This is a genomic window from Ruegeria sp. S84, from assembly GCF_056583445.1.
The window spans coordinates 3,248,262-3,266,388 of the sequence record NZ_CM152618.1 but is presented as its reverse complement, the minus strand read 5'-3'; the positions used below and the strand labels follow the sequence as shown (position 1 = coordinate 3,266,388).

Here is an 18,127-nt window from a genome sequence, read left to right as displayed (position 1 = left end):
CGCTGCCTCCGGCGGAGATATTTATGGCCAGATGAAGGGCGGATCAGATGCATCGGCCTCCGTCCACTTCCAGGGCTGTGCCGGTGATCATGCTGGCCTCGTCCGAGCAGAGGAAACAGGCGGCGTTTGCCATATCTTCGGGGGTTGAGAAGCGACCAAGCGGGATCGTCGACAGGAATTTGGCGCGGATTTCCGGGGTGTCTTCACCCATGAAGGATTTCAGCAGCGGGGTTTCACCCGCCACCGGGCAGATCGCGTTGACGCGCACGCCCGAAGGGGCAAGTTCGACGGCCATCGTCTTGGTCGCGGTGATCATCCAGCCTTTGGAGGCGTTGTACCAGTTCAGATTGGGCCGCGGCGATAGGCCTGCTGTTGAGGCCACGTTCAGGATCGCCCCCGCGCCACGTGCCTTCATCTGCGGAACAAAGGCGCGCGCGGTCAGGTAAACGGATTTCATGTTCACGGCGAAGACGCGGTCGAATTCATCGTCATCGACGTCCTCAAGTGGGGCCGGCAAGTGCGTCACGCCCGCATTATTCACCAGAATATCAAGCTTTCCGAATTCTTCCGACACCGCATGTGCCATGGCCTGAACCGATGCCGCATCCGAGACGTCAACGCGCTGTGCGATGGCATTCGTGCCGACCGCAGACGCCATGTTGGAAGCCGCTTCGCCATTGATATCTGCGATCATCACGCGGGCACCTTCGGCCAAGAATTTTTGCACAATCCCTGCGCCGAACCCGGATGCGCCGCCGGTTACGATGGCGGTTTTTCCCTCAAGCCTCATGGCTTTACCTCCCCTGCGTCTTGCACCGGCAGAGTAGCAACGTGCAGCGAAACTGCCAGATCAATCTTCGGACACTTTGCCTCGCAGGGCTTTGACATCCGCGCGGGCTTTCTTTGCCGCCAACCGCCTTTTGACCGAACCGTACGTAGGTTTGGTCGCGATCCTACGCTTGGGTTTGACCAGTGCGCGCGTGATCAACTCGGCCAACCGGTCACGCGCAATCTCGCGGTTGCGGGCCTGAGAACGTGTTTCTTCACATTGAATGATGATCGCGCCGTCCTTGGTCCAGCGACGTCCGGCCAGCCGTTTCAGACGTGTCTTGACCGGATCAGGCAAGGAGGGTGAGCGCGCGGCCTCGAACCGCAGCTCAACGGCGGTGGAGACCTTGTTGACGTTCTGCCCACCCGGACCAGAGGACCGCACGAAGCTTTCGGTCATTTCCCAGTCTTGCAGGGCGATATCGTCGGTGATGCGCAACATGGATCGGACCTTACAGGGCGCAGTTGAAAACAAAAAGGGCCGCCCCGGCGGGACGGCCCTTCGAAAGTTCAGGAGGTTGGGTCGGTTAGATCAATCGACCAGCCGGAGCGAGCGCTCCGCCAAGGGCTGCCTTAACAGGCGATCCCCCCGGTTGTTCCAACACCTCTCTCCAATCTCTTTCTCGACACTGGATCACCTCCTTTTCTATCTGTTGCGGTTAACTCTGAGCCTGACACAAGATGCGCCAATCTCAAAGCACTTTTTTATGCAGGCTGCGCGGCGGTCAAACGGGCAACAATCACCTTGAAGGGAATCAGGGCGATTAGCGCCAGCGACAGTTTCACCAGCCAGTCGGCGAAGGCCAGCGTTACCCAGAGCGGGGCCATCGGGCCGCTTAGCATAAACGGCACAGGCTCCCACGCCCAGTTGATCGCTGAATCTGCATTGGCACCAAAGACGGTAACTGAGGCCGAGAACGCAAGGGTAAAGAAGATCGCGGTGTCCAGCGCCGAGCCAACCAGTGTCGACACCAGCGGTGCGCGCCACCAGCGGCCACCACGCAGTGAGTTGAACACAGTGACGTCGGTCAATTGCGCAATCAGGAAGGCGGTGCCCGAAGCCACAGCAATGCGCAGCGGTACGGCTGCATAGGTAAACCCGTCACCCTGCAGCATGATCTGGCTGCCGATCAGCGAGCAGATGATACCGGTGACAAAACCGGCGAATACGACCTTGCGGGCCGGACCCACGCCGTAGACACGGTTCATGATGTCCGTGACCAGAAAGGCCAACGGATAGGTGAAGGCACCCCAGGTCAACAGGCCGTCAAGGATCAGGAACTGGACCAGGATGTTTGAGGCCACGACGATCGAGGCCATGGCAAGGATGCCGGGAATAAAGCTGCGTTGCATTTTCAGATGCCCGTTTTGACAAGGTAGCGGCGACTTGGCCTCAGGCTCATCCCGAGGCAGGCCGTGCGTTTAGACCTTTGTCTGCCGCCTGTCAATCGGGCAGCAAATATTCCACCAGCTCGGTACGTTGCAAGGAACGAAAATTGTCGTCCGATACCATGGTTGCGCGCAACCGCCCGTCCTGATCGCGCCAGACCGAAAGACCTTCCAGATTATCATGGGTCCCGGTAGCGGTTTCAAACAGCGTTTCTTCGGCCTTGGGCACGTCGCCAGAGATCACCCAGCGTCGCAGGCGTGAGCGGAAGCCGATGAAAGCCACTGCACGCTCTAACACATAGAGCCTCCCGTCGGGCCCGAAATCCGCTGCAACCGGTAGGAACTTTCCACGGGGCGGCAGCACAAAAGGCGCTGACCAGCGTGCGCCATCCCAGCGATAGACCGGTATATCGCCCCGAACAGTGCGGGTCTTTTCGGTCAGCGTATACAACCGCCCGCGACCATCTATCGCCAGCGCTTCAAATGAGCCGTTGAGGTCCATATTCAGGAACTCTCGCGGGCGCGGCAGAACCCGTCCATTGGCGTCGGGGGCAGTGTAATGCACGACTCGGTGAACGCCTTCGAACGAGACGTAAACGCTGCCATCTGCAGCAACGGCGAGCCCTTCGGAATCCCCTGCCCTCCCCTTCAAGATACGGCCTTTGCTGGACAGAATCGGCCACTGGTCAAGGATTTGGATGTTTCTGATCGTATCTTGATCTCGTTCAATTCGCGCGGTGATCAGTGTTGACCGGTCACTGATAGCGACCATGTTACGCCCGTTTTCGGAGATATGAATCGCCGAAAATCCACCGAACCAGTTGGCGTTGTCGCGCCAGACATAGCTGTCCAGCAGCGAAGCCTGCTTAAGCTCCATCGCCTGAACAGTCCCTGCCAGCAGAAGCGCCGTGATCAGTTGGATTGCAGAACGGCGGTACATTGCTGGGGTAGATCAGCCAGACGAAACTCACGACGCTTTTTCGGTGCTGGCGCATTTGGATCAGGTGGCGGTGGGTTCAGAATATTGCGCACCCATTGCTGCGCTTCGGCGCAACCATCACCCTTGGGAGGCGGGTCCTGATTTACACAACCTTTCGATCCTTTCGGGCATTTCAGCCGCACGTGGAAATGATAGTGATGTCCCCACCACGGCCGGATCTTGCGCAAGTAGGCTTTATTGCCCTTCTCGTCATTGCACATCTGCACCTTTGCACCCGGGAATACGAAGATCCGGGCAACGCGCTTGTCCTTAGCGGCTTCGCGCAATACCGCATGGTGCTGCTTGGTCCAGTTGCCGTTTACATACGCGCCGTTCGCGCGGCGCAAGGATATAGACGAGATATTCTCGCGTGCTTTGCGGCTTAGGCGCATGTTATCGCCCGGCAGCATCCAGATATCGATATCCAAACCCAACTGGTGCGAACGATGGCCCGAGGTCATCGGCCCCCCCGCGGTTGGCTGATATCCCCGATATAGAGACCATTCCACCCCGGTTGTTTCGCGGCAAACCGGCTGAGATCCTGCACATAGTCGATCGCCTGAGGATGCCCCCAATTGCGATTGCGCGACAGGCGCATGGCTTGCCAAGTTGGCCCGGTTTCAGGGAGTTGCACCGACCCGGCGGCGCACCCGCGCGAATAACTGCCGAATGCGGCAGATTTTTGCTGCGACCCAACCTTCTGGGCTCCGAATAACTGTTTGGCCAAGGGCTGTGCCGTGGCCGCGCCTGCCAGTGCTATTGCGGCCAGAACGGCCAAAAAACGTAGTAAAATCATCTGCTCTGATCCCCTTCCGGTTTCACCCAGCGCATCAGGACTAGGCCCAGAATAAACAACAGAATGATCGGTGACACCCCCAGTCTTGCACTACCGGTTGCTGCTGTTGCTATTCCGATCAATAGCGGCGCTGCAAAGGCGGTCGCCCGACCCGAAAGCCCGTACAGCCCAAAACTCTCGACCGGGGTGGCGGGATCAGTATGGCGTACCATCATTGAACGGCTGGCGGATTGCAGAATACCTCCCATGCCGCCGATCAGAACTCCGCACCCGAAGAACGCCATGTCCGGCAGACCCGAGCCTAAGGGCAATGAAATTCCGTAGATCTGTGTTCGATCCATCGATACAACCGTTACGCAGACAAAGATCAGAACCCAAATCGCAACCAATATCACCGGTTTAGGGCCGTATTTACGATCCATCTTGCCTCCGATCCAGGCAAAGATGGCCGAGGCCAGAACGCTGACAATTCCGAACACGCCGATCTTGATCAAATCCCATTCAAGCACCAGCCGTGCATAGACGCCTCCGAAACTGTATAGCCCGTTCAGCGCGTCGCGATAGAACATAGAAGACCCCAGATAGGTCGCCAGACTGACCCGGTGACGCAAAGCCGCCACGGACTTGCCCAGCAAGCGCAGCGCCTCACCCACGCTACCCTGTTTGTTGGTCTCAGGATCATCCCGAACCCACAGGAAATACGGCACCATGAACAACACGAACCATCCAGCGGTGAAGGGGCCGACAAACCGCGTCCCTTCACGCGTTGCCGCATCCAGCCCGAACAACGGATCCATACCAATCAAGGTCTTGCCGTTGGGCTGTTCAACAAACAGCGCCAGCATGATGGCCAGCGACAGCAGGCCTCCGAAATAGCCGAAGGCGAAGCCCGAACCTGAAATCTCGCCCACTTCTCTATCGTCACCCAGATCGGGCAGCTGAGAGTTGATGAAGATCAGTGCATATTCTGCGCCCACAAAGCCCAGACCAAAAGCCGACAGCATCAACCACATGTTCGAGCCATCGGGCATCGTGTACCACAACGCGGCAGACCCCACCGCGTACATCACCGAAAACCCGAGAATCCACGGGATGCGCCGACCCGAAACATCCGCCATCGCGCCCAACAGGGGCGCTCCGAACGCGATGATCAGCCCAGTTATGGTCAGGCAATTCGCCCAGACGGTCTGCGCCTGCGCCGCCGCAGCATCGGTGTCTAATCCGGTATTCGCATAGTATTGAGCCGCCACCCCGGCGAAATAGGGGCCAAAGACAAAGGTCACCAGCAATGTATGGAACGGCTGGCTGGCCCAGTCGAAAAACCACCAGCCCCAGATGCGCTTACGCTTGGAAATCTCCGCCATCTCTGCCCCATATTATTATTGTTGCGATCATAAGACGGGGCTTTGGGTCAATTCGCAAGCGTTCTGTTGGGGCGCACTTGCTCTTTGCGGCTGTGACGCTTAGGTCTCAGGACAATTGACGAACGGAGTGCCCATGCTGTCGCTGATCCAAATCCTTCTGCTGATCCTGGACATTGTCTGGTTCATCATCCTTGCCCATGTGATCATGAGCTGGCTGATCAACTTCCAGGTGCTGAACCTGCACCAGCAACTGGTGGCGCAAATCTGGTACGGACTGAACCGTTTGTTAGAGCCGATCTACGGCCCCATTCGCCGCATTCTGCCCGCCATGGGCGGTCTGGATCTGACCCCTCTGGTGGTGCTGATCGGGGTCTATGCGTTGCGGATCATCCTGATCAACAACGCGGTCTATTTCTACTGACCTCTTGTTCACCGAATCTTAGTATGTGATGGTCCTGTCTTAAGAGCAGATAAACCATAAAACAGGACCCTCCGTCGCATGTTCGACTCCGCACCCTTGTTGCGAGACGTTTTCGGATTCGACGACTTCCGCCCCGGTCAGGAAGAGATCGTCGACGCCGTGACCGCAGGTGAAAACGTGCTGGCGATCATGCCCACTGGTGGGGGCAAGTCCTTATGTTTCCAATTACCTGCGTTGCTGCGAGACGGCGTGACTGTTGTGATCTCTCCGCTGATCGCCTTGATGCGCGATCAGGTGCGTGGGCTGCAGGAAGCCGGTGTCGAGGCGGGCGCGCTCACCTCGGGCAACACCCCCGAAGAAACTGATGCGGTGTGGGACGCATTAGAGGCTGGGCGGCTCAAGCTTCTGTATATGGCGCCCGAGCGACTGGCCGCCGGGTCGGCGCTGGGGATGCTGCGTAGGATTAACGTCAATCTGATCGCGGTGGATGAAGCCCATTGTGTCAGCCAATGGGGCCACGATTTCCGCCCTGATTATCTGCGGATCGGAGAGCTGCGGCGCGCTTTGAATGTTCCCCTCGCCGCGTTCACCGCGACAGCGGATGCGGAAACGCAGGACGAGATCGTCGAAAAACTGTTCGACGGTGTCGCGCCGCGCAAATTCCTGCGGGGGTTCGACAGGCCCAATATCCATCTGGCTTTTGCCGCCAAGGATGGACCGCGCAAACAGATCCTCGATTTCGCTGCCGCGCGCAAAACCCAGTCCGGCATCGTCTATTGCGGGACCCGCAACAAGACCGAGGTGCTGGCGCAAGCCCTGCGCGCCGAAGGTCACACGGCCTGCCACTATCACGGCGGGATGGAGGCCGAGGATCGCCGCATCGTGGAAGCTCGCTTTGCGCGCGAGGACGGGCTGATTGTCGTCGCTACGGTCGCCTTTGGCATGGGTATCGACAAGCCGGACATCCGCTGGGTCGCCCATGCGGATTTGCCGAAATCGATCGAGGCCTATTATCAAGAAATCGGTCGCGCCGGACGCGATGGTGGACCAGCCGAGACCCTGACCCTGTTCGGGCCAGATGATATCCGTCTGAGACGCTCACAGATCGACGAAGGGCTGGCCCCACATGAACGGCGCATGGCTGATCATGCGCGCCTTAACGCGCTGCTGGGGTTGGCCGAAGCCCTGAAATGCCGCCGCCAGACCCTGCTGGGGTATTTTGGGGAACAGGCTGAACCCTGCGACAAGTGCGATCTCTGCGACAACCCGCCTGAAGTCTTCGACGGCACAACGCCCGTCCGCATGGCTCTGTCCGCCATTCTACGCACCGAGGAATGGTTCGGCGCAGGTCATCTGATCGACATTCTGCTTGCCAACGAGACTGATAAAATTCGCGCACGGCGACACGACAATCTGTCCACCTACGGCATCGGCAAGGACTGGTCGCGCCCACAATGGCAAGCGATCTTCCGGCAGATGATGGGCCATGATTTGGTGCGCCCCGACCCTGAACGCCACGGCGCGCTGCGTATGACAGAAACCGCCAAACCCATCCTGAAAGGTGAGGCGTTGATCGATCTGCGCAAGGATACCATCCGCAAAGCCACCCGACGACCCGCTGTCAAAGCGATGGTGTCCGAGGAAGACGCGCCGCTGCTCTCGGCGCTCAAGGCCAAGCGGCGCGCACTGGCCGAGGCCGCTCGGGTCCCGGCTTATGTCATTTTTCCTGATCGCACCCTAATCGAGATGGCAGAAACCCGACCTGCAAATCTGGATGACATGGCGCGGATCAGCGGTATCGGGTCAAAGAAACTGGAACGCTATGGTTCCACTTTCCTTGAGGTGCTGACCGGCGCGGTAGAAGAATTGCACCCGGCGCGGCGCAAACTTGCCGGCCGCAATCAGGGCGACATTTACGATCAGTTGCTTGAGGTTCAATCGCAATTGTCGCGTGGCCCCGACGGGATCGACAAACCGCTAAGCTGCACGGCCTCGCAATTGGCGAAAGTGGCGCAACTGCACCCGGATGATCCACGAGCGATGGAGCAGGTTCTGGGTGACCGTCGTCACGAAAGGTTTGGCGCGGCGTTTCTGGACGTGCTGCAACAGGCGGGCTAGATACGCCTGAGCAGGCGAGAAACGAGGGCGGATATGCTGGTAGTGATTTCCCCGGCCAAGCGGCTGGATTGGGCTGAACGAAACGTCGAAGTGACACAACCCGATTTTCAGGATGACGCGATCCGCTTGTCGAAGACCGCACGCAATCTGACATTGGGCGATCTGAAAAAATTGATGGATCTGAGCGATGATCTAGCTCGCCTGAACCGCGACCGGTATCGTATGTTCTCGGACGCGCCCGATGCGGAGACGACGCGCCCTGCCGCACTGGCTTTTGCGGGCGATACCTATCAAGGGCTTGAAGCCGCATCGCTGGATGCCGACGAAATGGCCTGGGCACAGGATCACCTGCGCATTCTGTCCGGGCTTTATGGCGTATTGCGCCCGCTGGATGCCATACAGGCCTACCGGCTTGAGATGGGTAGTAAACTGAAAACCAGACGCGGAAAAAACCTGTACGAATATTGGCGCGATCAGCTAAGCAAGGTGCTGAACGCGCAGGCCGCCGAAACTGACAGCACGGTTCTGGTGAACTGCGCCAGTCAGGAATACTTCGGTGCGGTCGACCTGAAGGCACTGAAGCTGCCCGTTGTGACCCCGGTCTTCATGGAGGACAAGGGCGGCACCCCCAAGATCGTCAGCTTCTTCGCCAAGAAAGCGCGCGGTGCGATGGCACGCTACATCATCCAGCACCGCCTGACCGATCCCATTGGCCTGCTGGATTTCGACAGCGGTGGTTATGAATACAGGGCAGATCTGTCTGACGACTACAAACCTGTGTTTGTTCGCCCCTATCAGGCCTGATCGAGCAGTGAAGGGTCGTAGGCTACAAGCTCAACGGTGTTCCCTTCGGGGTCTTGGGTGAAGATACCGCGCCAGCCGATCCAGCCAAAATGCTCGACCCGATAAGGCTGGTCGATCTGGTCGTACCAGCGCATGACAGCATCCTGTTCGACAAAGGGCAGCGACAGCGCGATATGGTGCAGGGCCGAGGCGCCCCCTGTTACTGGCACTGCCGCGCCAGTCTGGCCCGATCCACGCTCAGAGCCAACAGACTGGTGAAACAGGGCCAGCACCTGTGTATGTCCACCAAACCCTTCGGCAATCCGAAAAAAGGTGATGGCGCTGTTATGGTCGCCTTGCAATCGCTGCAACCCGATCACCTTCTCATAGAAATACACCATTGCCGCCATATCGGCGCAGCGAATTGCAATCTCACCCAATCCCCGGGGGCGAAAACCGCGCTCATCTGACATAAATCGATCCTATTCCGTACTTTCACCTTCTGCACCGACCACACAGGCTTCGGCCGGACGATGTTCCAGTATCATCTTGTGGATCAGTTTCTTGTGCAACGGTTTGGTCATGTAATGATCAAGCCCGGCTGCCAGTATGCCTTGATCATCCCCTGTCATGGCATGGGCCGTCAGGGCCACTATGGGAACATGTCGATCCGTGCCGATCTCGCGCCGCCGGATTTCACCCGTCGCCTCTTTCCCATCCATCTTGGGCATCGAGATATCCATGAAAATCAGGTCCGGGTCGAAACTGGCGAAGGTTTCGACCGCCTCCAACCCATTGGAGACGAATTTCAAATCGATATTCAGATCTTTGGTCATCTTTTGTAGGATCAGTTGATTGGTTCGATTGTCCTCGGCTGCCAGAACCCGCATCAGCCTCTGATTCTGCGGAACTCGCGCATGAGTCTCGGGATCAGCGACGCGGTCGTCACTGCGATCCGATTTGAATACAGGAGCACCCAGCGCCATCAGCCGTGAATACAGCTCGGCGCGAGGAATGGGCTTTTGCAACACGCCGTCAATCAAGCGATGGGCCGGGTCGGCATGAATCACACCCGGATTGGCCGACATCACCACAATTGGCAGATCACCCCATCCTTTATCGCGCAGTGTTGTGGCGAGTTCCAGACCGTCCATGTCCGGCAGATCGTGATCGCACAGCACCAGATCAATAGTTTTGTCCATTGCAGAAAGCGCTTCAGCCCCTGTTGAACAGGTGAGCGCCTGAGACCCAAGGCGACTCAGTTGCTTGGTCAAAATGGCGCGGTTGACGGCCATATCCTCGACCACCAGAACACGGCCCAACTGCCCCGCCAGATCAGGCGGAACGGGCTGCGGACCCTCAGCCGTGGGCAGTGTGATACGGAACCCAAAGCAAGATCCTTTGCCCGCGTCACTTTCGACCCAGACGGCACCGCCCATCATCGAGATCAGCCGCTTGGTGATTGCCAGCCCCAAACCCGTGCCTTCGAATTGGCGGTTCTGGGCATCCTCAACCTGATTGAATTCACCAAAGATGTGCGGGACCTTGTCGGCTTTGATTCCGATACCCGTATCCTCGATGGCCACGTGGATGTCGCAGGTTTCAGTTGTCGCGTCAGGAACACCGGTCACCCGGATAAGGACATGGCCCTGCGCGGTAAACTTCACTGCATTGCCGACAAGGTTGGTCAGAATCTGCCGAATCCGCCCCGGATCACCCACAAAAAGCGTCGGCAGGAACAGGTCATAGTCCACCAGCAAGGTCAGGCCCTTGTCGCGTACGCTGGGTTGCAACAGCATCGCGACCTCAAGGATACAGCGCTCCAAATCGAACAGTTCGGGGTGCAGCGTCAACTTGTCGGCCTCGATCTTGGAATAGTCGAGAACATCGTTGATGATGACCAGCAAAGCCTCGCCCGAATTGCGAATTGTGCTTACATAGAGCCTTTGTTCTTCGTTCATCGGGGTTTCGGTCAGCAGTTCGGTCATACCGACGATCCCGTTCATCGGCGTGCGAATCTCATGGCTCATATTGGCCAGAAAGGCGGATTTGGCGCGGTTTGCGGCCTCGGCCCGTTCACGTGCAGCGTTTAGCTCGGCCTCATGCCGGACCGAGGCTGTGATGTTCAACGCCAGGCTCAGCACGTCACCGCCGTGGCCCCGCTGATCAATCAGCCGGATATACTGGCCGTTCCACAACTGGATCACCTCGGGTTCGGGGTGCGGTTGCACCCAGCGTGCAAGCATACGCGCCTGCCAGTCCGCGATATTTTCTGCGCCGATATCCACGATCCCTTCATGGGTCAGAATTTCGAGAATACGCGTGTAGCTGATCCCCGGCGCGACCTCTTCCAGCCCATCGAATACGCTTAGGTAAGCGGCGTTGGCACCGATCAGTGTGTTGTTGCCGTCGAAAAAGGCAAACCCGTCAGGGATGGTCTGGATCGAATGCCACAGGCGGCGTTCAGCCACTTCGATCTTGGCATTGGCCACGGTCAGATCGGATTTGACCTTTTCGTTTTCATCGCGAACCGTCGCAACCTCGGCCTGAGTCTCATCGATCTGACGTGTCAATGCGATAGCATGACGTCCCAATTTGCGGTTGGCAGCAGACAACTCGGCCTGTTTCAGATGCAACAGCCGTTCGGCCGCCAGTCGCGCGCGCCGTTCCTGCGCCAGTTTCTCAGCAAGACTCATGTAAAGTTTTCCCGCGGTAATCTGCTCAAAGCATCGCGGTAGAGCATGAAAAAGTGCTTAAGCAGCGTTAGCGACGTCCCTCGCGCAACCAACCGGCCAAGAGGAACCCACCGGCCAGCAACAGCACCAGCCAGGGTGGAAGCAACCCGGCCTGTGTAACATCGCGGGTTTCATAGGCGTCGCGCGGGGTCAGTCCGATCCAGCCCCGACCTGCTGCCGGTCGGCCCGCACGGACATTCCGGATTGAGGGCAGACCCTCTTCCAACCGGATCGTTCCCCCGCGCAGGCTGGCCAGAACGGGGCTTAGAATCTCATCGGTCGCGATCGTGCGCTCGAATTCCTTTGGTGCAGCAGGACCAAGACCGATCACGGCAGAATGCGCACCCTCTTCCAGACGGTACAGGCCAATTTCAGGGCCGAAGTACTGCGCCTCGAACCGACCGGGCGAGACTTCGTTTAGCGTAATCTCCAAGGTGTCGCCGTTGGGGAGGGTGACGGTGACCGGGCCAACCTCATCCTCCAGCGTTTGACGGATAATACGCATGGACTGGCCGTTCGCTTCGGCCCACAGCGCCTCTTCCTCAAGCTCGGGTTCTTTCATCATCCAATGCGCCAGCCTGCGGAGTAGTTCCAACTGCGGGCCACCGCCCTCAAAGCCGCGGCTCCATAGCCAGGCGTGGTCTGATGCCATCAGCGCCACACGGCCTTCACCCACGCGATCCAACAGCAGCAACGGACGATCATCCACGCCGGTCATGAGCATATTGCCGGACAGCTGGCTGACATCGATCTGGCGCAGCCAAGCGCCCCAAGTCTCAGCATCGCCCAGATCAGCGGTAACCGGATGACGCTGGCCCAGATCGGTGACCATGGGCACGTACCGTTCCTCGTAAACCCGCGCACTGGGTTTTGCGGGCAGGACCGGCCCAAGCGGGGATCGGTACAGGCTGTCAGCCGTGGCAAAATCAGGGCCAGCAGCGACCAGCACCGCGCCACCATTGACGATATAGTCGCCAACATTGTCCAGATAGATCGCAGGCAGGATGCCGCGCCGCTTGTAGCGATCAAAGATGATCAGGTCGAAATCATTGATCTTCTCCAGAAACAACTCTCGCGTTGGGAAGGCAATCAGTGAGAGCTCATCCACCGGTACGCCATCCTGTTTTTCCGGCGGCCGGAGGATGGTGAAATGGACCAAATCAACCGAGCTGTCAGATTTCAGCAGGTTGCGCCAAGTACGCCCGCCCGGATGCGGCTCGCCCGATACCAGCAGAACACGCAGGCGATCCCGCACACCGTTCATCTGGATCAGAGCCGTGTTGTTGCGGTCGGTCAGTTCGCCCTCGGCCTGCGGGACCGTGAACTGGATGACGTTCCGACCACCATGCGGCAGCGTGATCGGGAGCTCGACGTCCAGACCGATTGGAATGGTGAACTGCTCGGGTTCACCTCCATCGACGGAAATCTCAAGCGGAGCGTTAGTAACTCCAGCAGGCGCAGCGCCAGTATCTTCGACGCGCAGGGTCAGGGTCACGGGTTCACCGATAATGGCGAAGGCTGGGGCGTTACGCACGATCAGGCGCCGATCCCAATCGCCTTCGCGCCCGGTCTGTAACAGATGCATTGGAGCAGGCAGGTCGGGTGCCAGGTCTGCATCATGAACGATGCCGTCTGACACCACGATAATGCCCGCAATCCGCGCACGGGGTTCTTCGGCCAGTGCCGCGTTCAGCGCAGCCATGACCTGCGTGCCCTCGTCACCATCGCCGTCACCAACCTGGATGCGGCGCAGCTCGGTATTGTCTCGGGCTTCGATCTCGGTCGCGAGGTCGTTGGCAGCCTGAGCAGTCTGTTCGGCACGATCCGATAGGGTTTGACTGGCGCTTTCATCTTCGATCATCAACACGATGTCGGTAAGCGGCGCGCGATCTTCGACCTGATAGACAGGACCGCTAAGCGCCCCGAGGATGACCAAGGCCGCCAAGCCGCGCAGGGCCCAGCCCGACAGACCGCGCCAAAGCGCCAGAACCACACCTGACATGGCAATCAATGCCACGGCTGCCAGAAACGGCCAAGGGATTAGCGGGTCAAAGATGACGGTTCCGGTCATTGTCCCAACCTGTCCAAAAGCGCGGGCACGTGAACCTGATCGGATTTGTAATTCCCGGTCAGCACATGCATCACCAGATTAACCCCAAACCGATTGGCCAACTCGCGCTGCCGTTCTCCGGCATAACCGCGACCCACGGGCAATAGGGACTGACCGTTGCGATCCACCGCCCAGGCCCCGGCCCAGTCATTACCGCCGATCACCACCGGGGTCACGTTATCGTTGAGGTTTCGGAAGGGCATTCCTTCGATCTGCTCGGCATCGGGTGGCGCGGCTTCGACCCAAACCTCGGTGCCAGAATATCGTCCGGGGAAATCCTGCAGCAGATAAAAGGCGCGGGTCAGGACATGATCACGCGGGACAGGCTCTAATGAGGGGATATTCAACGGGGCGGCCAGTAGTTGCAGCTTGCGCCCATTGGGGCTGGACGCCCCGAAACCGGCGATATCGGCGTCGCGCGTATCAAATAAAATCATCCCGCCCGAACGCAGATAGGCGTTCAGCTTTGCATAGGCTTCAACCGAGGGCTGCGGCTGGTCCGGAGTAACAGGCCAATAGAGCAGCGGAAAGAATGCAAGCTCATCACGTTCAAGGTCGATGCCAATCGGGTCGGCGGGTTCGACCGAAGTGCGAAAATGCAGCGTCTGCACCAACCCACGCAGCCCGGCCAGCGCGATATCGTCGACCTGAGCATTCCCGGTAAGTACATGGGCCAGCACAAGCTCATGCGTCGCGTTCAATGCAAAATCGGTGTCTTCAGGGGTCTGTGCCCGCACCTCGGGGGCAAGGAACAGGGCAGCAAGCGCAAATGCAACAGGGGTTGCCTTGGCCAAACGCCCCGACAACGCCAAAGACGCAATCACATCGATTGTCAGCAACAACAGTGCAACGCCAAGCAACAGCCCTTCCAACGGAGTCTCATTGCTGATCTCCTGACCCCGGATTGGGACGTCAGTCGGCCAGACCACCGGGGATAGTACAGCATCCTCGGCAAGAACATTCCGCGCCAGTTTCTGCTTGCCGTTTTCATAAAGCCCCGGGCGCAGGTCCGGCCCGATTTGCCCAGAAACCAGTTCGACTCCATCGACACCGGGCAGCGTTCCTGCGTCAGTCAAAACACCGAAGCCATCCATTATTTGAATCGGCTCCCATACGGTGCCCTGCATCTGAGCCTCTTGACGCGATTTGGCAGCAGAGGCAACGGCAAGCCGGTCGAGCATTTCGACAAACAGCCCGGACAGCGGCAGGCTGGACCATTCCGCATCAGCCGTGACATGGAACAGAACCACCTGCCCCAGCCCCAGCGGTTTTCGGGTCACCAATGGTGTGCCATCCGACAGTGACGCAATGACCCGATCCGCCAAATTAGGATCTGGTTGTGCCATGACTTGAGTGGTCACAGAGACGTCCGCAGGAATCTCCAACCCATAGAACGGCGAGTTTTCAGTGAACGGAGCAAGCCCCTTCGCTTCACCCCAGCTCATGGCGCCGCCGACCGAGCGGCCACCGCTACGAAGTCGAACCGGCAACAGTGCATCCTCAGTATCGCGCCCCAGATCGCTGGCGGCCATGCGTGGGCCGGCAAAGCGCAGCAGTAGGCCGCCCTGTTCAACCCATTCGACGACTTCAGCCTGTTCCGACTCGGACAGCTTGGCCACATCCGCCAATACGATCACATCCGGGTTCGCGGGGAGAACCTCGGCCAGGCCGCCTTCGACAAAATCAGCGGTCGGAATCAGCACCTGTGTCAGGTAGTGAAGCGGCGACAGTAACTCTAACCCTTCGCGGTTCAGGGTGCCTGCGATCAACGCCACTTCGCGCCGACGCAGGCTGTCATCTGTCAGTGTAATGGCACCGGCAGAGCGCTGGCCTTGAATCTCGAACCGTGTAAAGCGTGCGCGCAGTTCCGATGGAAGCGCAAGATCAATTTCCGCCTGCGTAGAGCCGTTTTCGAACTCAAGATTGGTCGATTGCAGCACCCGCATTGCTCCTGCCGGGTCGCGTCCTTGCGCCAGAACGGTGACTGTTTCCTCTGGTCCTGGATTAGCGCGCTGTACGCTGAGTCGGATTGCGCCGTCCTGATAGGTGGCGGGCAAGATCGCGGTAACGGGTGCAGAGGATTGGTAGACAATCACGTCCCCACGCGCTTGTAGGGCAGAAGTCAAACGATCATGGCCGACATAGGACAGACGGTCGCTGAACCAATGGGTGTCGAAGCCACCTTCGACCTGTCCCAACGCGATCAGAGTTTGGTCAATCTGCGCTTGGGTTGGTTGCCACGGCATCGGTGTAAGGCCCGGCAGACGCCCACGCCACGCCTCGGCGGCCTGAAACACAGGTGCCTCAGGCTCAGTCAGACGCAAGATCGACACAGGACGACCCGCCCGCCCGGCTTCCGTCAATTGCGCATCAATCTGATCAAGCGTCGAGGACCAACGTGTCGCGCCCCCCAGCTTGCATCCAGCACCAGCAGAAGGGGCCCGGATCCGGTCTCATCGCGTGAGGGGTTCAGCACCGGCCCTGCCAGCCCGATGATGATCGCTGCGGCTGCCAGCATCCGCAGTAGCAGCAACCACCATGGTGTACGGTCCGAAACGCTTTCATCATCCTTCAATCCCAGCAGCAAGGTGACCGCCGGGAAAAGACGTCGGATCGGTGCAGGTGGGACGGCACGCAGGATCAACCACAAAATCGGAAGGGTCAGAAGACCCAGCAGCACCCAAGGCGCGGTAAATCCGATTCCTGCAAGAACCGTCATTGCGCACCCCCATCCAAGGCGCGATAAAGCCACAACAGAGCCGATTGAGCGCTGTCATCGGTGTGATGGAGGCCCATCTGCCAGCCAGTCGCGCGGCACAGGTGGGTCAGCGCATCCTTGCGCGCCGCTAAGCGATCCAGATAACGATCGCGCAAATCAGCGGCCTTCAAGGTTTCATGTCGAGCGGTGCCACCAACACTTTCAAAAATGGTACGTCCCGAATAGGGAAAGGACTCCTCGCTGGGGTCCAGAACCTGCAGCAACACGCCGCGCACGCCCCGGTCAGCGGCTTTGGTAAGGGCCAGCTCGACCTCGTCCAGCGGCCCAAGAAAATCCGAGATAAACACCGCACGCGCATGCGGGATCATGGCGCGGTGTTCGGGTGGCGCGTAATCGGTTTGCGCATCTTCAGACCAGGCTTGGGCCAGCCGAATGATCTGAGCATTCCCCCTGCGCGGGGGCAGCGTCGTGCCAGTCAGACCAACGCGCTCGCCGCCACGCACAAGCAGGATAGCGGTCGACAGCCCCAGCAGGCGCGCACGATCGGCCTTGGTCGGCAAGTTCTTGTCCGAAGCAAACCGCATCGACGCGCCCTGATCGACCCAAAGCATGATCGACTGAGCAATCTGCCATTCGCGCTCACGTACAAACTGCTGATCACCACGGGCCGAACGGCGATGGTCGATCAACCGGCGACTGTCGCCAATCTGCGCAGGGCGGTACTGCCAGAAATCATCCCCCAGACCCGAGCGTCTCCGCCCGTGATCGCCCAATAACACGGTTCCGGCCAGATGCTCGGCACGCGCCAATAACGGCGGCAACCGGGACGCCTCGGCCTCGGAGCGTTCGCGTAGGGTCTGGGCGGCGCTCACGCCGCGGCCTCAGTTCGGACCAGCCCAGTAGCGGTGGACTCAATCAGGTCAGAGAGGCTGTCACCACGTGCCCGCGCCGCGAAGTTCAACGCCATACGGTGGCTGAGAACCGGACGGGCCATGGTCAAAACATCCTCGGCATTGGGGGCCAAACGGCCTTCCAGCATCGCATTTGCGCGCACGGTCATCATCAGAGCCTGCGCAGCGCGCGGTCCGGGACCCCAGGCAACAGTTTCCTTCACCCGCTCTGACACACCTGCCTCATCCGGGCGGAAGGCGCGGACCAGATCGAGGATCAGTTCGACAACCGACTCTCCTACAGGCATCCGGCGCAACAGAACCTGTGCAGCCAGCAATTCTTCTTTGGTGAAAATCTGATGCGCCTCGGCTTCCTCAACACCCGTGGTAGCCAGCAGAATATCACGCTCGGTCTGGCGATCCGGATATTCCACGTCGACCTGCACTAGAAACCGGTCCAGTTGAGCTTCGGGCAATGGATAGGTCCCTTCCTGCTCAATCGGGTTCTGCGTTGCCAGCACATGGAACGGTACGCCCAATTCGCGGTCTTCGCCCGCGACTGTCACCGTACGCTCTTGCATCGCCTGCAACAGTGCCGATTGAGTCCGGGGACTGGCACGGTTGATCTCATCCGCCATCAGCAACTCACAGAAAATCGGGCCGGAGATGAAGCGGAAATGGCGGCTGCCATCTTCGGCAGTATCCAGCACTTCCGAGCCCAGAATATCAGCAGGCATCAGGTCCGGCGTGAACTGGATGCGGTTGCCATGCAGGCCCATCACGGTCGAAAGCGTCTCGACCAACCGCGTCTTGCCCAGCCCCGGCAGACCGATCAGCAGCGCGTGACCGCCGCACAAAAGCGCGGTCAGGGTCAGGTCCACGACCTTCTCCTGCCCGATAAAGCGGCGGGTGATCGAGGATTTGGCCTCTTGCAGCTTGTTTTCCAGCGCTTCGATCTCGGACACGAGGTCGGCAGGTTCGGACATGAGGTTCCC

13 protein-coding genes and 2 pseudogenes are annotated in these 18,127 nt (G+C 59.1%); 3 read left to right on the top strand and 12 right to left on the bottom strand.

Annotated features, from left to right (window positions below):
- Nucleotides 1-43: 43 nt before the first annotated feature.
- The 6 genes and pseudogenes from AC1DFB_RS16275 to AC1DFB_RS16250 all read right to left on the bottom strand — a co-directional run bounded on the left by AC1DFB_RS16275 (nt 44) and on the right by AC1DFB_RS16250 (nt 5,356).
- On the bottom strand, nt 44-790 hold the full coding sequence (locus AC1DFB_RS16275; RefSeq protein WP_170408563.1) for an SDR family oxidoreductase: 747 nt from the start codon (nt 788-790) through the stop codon (nt 44-46).
- A gap of 60 nt (nt 791-850) precedes the next feature.
- Complete coding sequence (gene arfB, locus AC1DFB_RS16270; RefSeq protein WP_170566874.1) at nt 851-1,270, bottom strand: alternative ribosome rescue aminoacyl-tRNA hydrolase ArfB; 420 nt, start codon at nt 1,268-1,270, stop codon at nt 851-853.
- Between the two features lie 263 nt (nt 1,271-1,533).
- Nucleotides 1,534-2,181 (bottom strand): queuosine precursor transporter, encoded by a 648-nt coding sequence (locus tag AC1DFB_RS16265; RefSeq protein ID WP_170514144.1) that lies wholly within the window; start codon nt 2,179-2,181, stop codon nt 1,534-1,536.
- 91 nt (nt 2,182-2,272) lie between these two features.
- Complete coding sequence (locus AC1DFB_RS16260; protein ID WP_170664308.1) at nt 2,273-3,157, bottom strand: esterase-like activity of phytase family protein; 885 nt, start codon at nt 3,155-3,157, stop codon at nt 2,273-2,275.
- Nucleotides 3,130-3,992, bottom strand: a pseudogene (gene mepA, locus AC1DFB_RS16255) (penicillin-insensitive murein endopeptidase). The gene AC1DFB_RS16260 and the pseudogene mepA overlap by 28 nt, the downstream one beginning before the upstream one ends.
- Entirely contained in the window at nt 3,989-5,356 is a 1,368-nt protein-coding gene (locus AC1DFB_RS16250; RefSeq protein WP_170802638.1) for an MFS transporter, read from the bottom strand. The pseudogene mepA and the gene AC1DFB_RS16250 overlap by 4 nt, the downstream one beginning before the upstream one ends.
- Before the next feature lie 133 nt (nt 5,357-5,489).
- On the opposite strand from AC1DFB_RS16250, the gene AC1DFB_RS16245 reads away from it, so the two are divergent.
- From AC1DFB_RS16245 to yaaA, 3 genes are all read left to right on the top strand, one after another.
- Entirely contained in the window at nt 5,490-5,777 is a 288-nt protein-coding gene (locus AC1DFB_RS16245; RefSeq protein WP_170394943.1) for a YggT family protein, read from the top strand.
- A gap of 78 nt (nt 5,778-5,855) precedes the next feature.
- Nucleotides 5,856-7,895, top strand: a complete 2,040-nt coding sequence (gene recQ / locus AC1DFB_RS16240; protein WP_480921674.1) for a DNA helicase RecQ — start codon at nt 5,856-5,858, stop codon at nt 7,893-7,895.
- A gap of 33 nt (nt 7,896-7,928) precedes the next feature.
- On the top strand, nt 7,929-8,699 hold the full coding sequence (gene yaaA / locus AC1DFB_RS16235; protein WP_480921673.1) for a peroxide stress protein YaaA: 771 nt from the start codon (nt 7,929-7,931) through the stop codon (nt 8,697-8,699).
- Here yaaA and AC1DFB_RS16230 read toward each other — a convergent pair.
- The 6 genes and pseudogenes from AC1DFB_RS16230 to AC1DFB_RS16205 all read right to left on the bottom strand — a co-directional run bounded on the left by AC1DFB_RS16230 (nt 8,690) and on the right by AC1DFB_RS16205 (nt 18,118).
- Nucleotides 8,690-9,151 (bottom strand): VOC family protein, encoded by a 462-nt coding sequence (locus tag AC1DFB_RS16230; RefSeq protein WP_170733948.1) that lies wholly within the window; start codon nt 9,149-9,151, stop codon nt 8,690-8,692. The genes yaaA and AC1DFB_RS16230 overlap by 10 nt on opposite strands.
- 9 nt (nt 9,152-9,160) lie before the next feature.
- Nucleotides 9,161-11,374 (bottom strand): response regulator, encoded by a 2,214-nt coding sequence (locus AC1DFB_RS16225; RefSeq protein ID WP_480921672.1) that lies wholly within the window; start codon nt 11,372-11,374, stop codon nt 9,161-9,163.
- A gap of 67 nt (nt 11,375-11,441) precedes the next feature.
- Nucleotides 11,442-13,484 carry a hypothetical protein gene (locus tag AC1DFB_RS16220; RefSeq protein WP_480591611.1) on the bottom strand — a complete coding sequence of 681 codons (2,043 nt, stop codon included), beginning with the start codon at nt 13,482-13,484 and terminating at the stop codon, nt 11,442-11,444.
- Nucleotides 13,481-16,242: pseudogene (locus tag AC1DFB_RS16215) on the bottom strand (DUF4159 domain-containing protein). The gene AC1DFB_RS16220 and the pseudogene AC1DFB_RS16215 overlap by 4 nt, the downstream one beginning before the upstream one ends.
- On the bottom strand, nt 16,239-17,114 hold the full coding sequence (locus AC1DFB_RS16210) for a DUF58 domain-containing protein (protein WP_170408573.1): 876 nt from the start codon (nt 17,112-17,114) through the stop codon (nt 16,239-16,241). Before AC1DFB_RS16210 ends, AC1DFB_RS16215 begins: the two are co-directional and overlap by 4 nt.
- Entirely contained in the window at nt 17,111-18,118 is a 1,008-nt protein-coding gene (locus tag AC1DFB_RS16205; protein ID WP_170394959.1) for an AAA family ATPase, read from the bottom strand. Before AC1DFB_RS16205 ends, AC1DFB_RS16210 begins: the two co-directional genes overlap by 4 nt.
- Nucleotides 18,119-18,127: the final 9 nt, after the last annotated feature.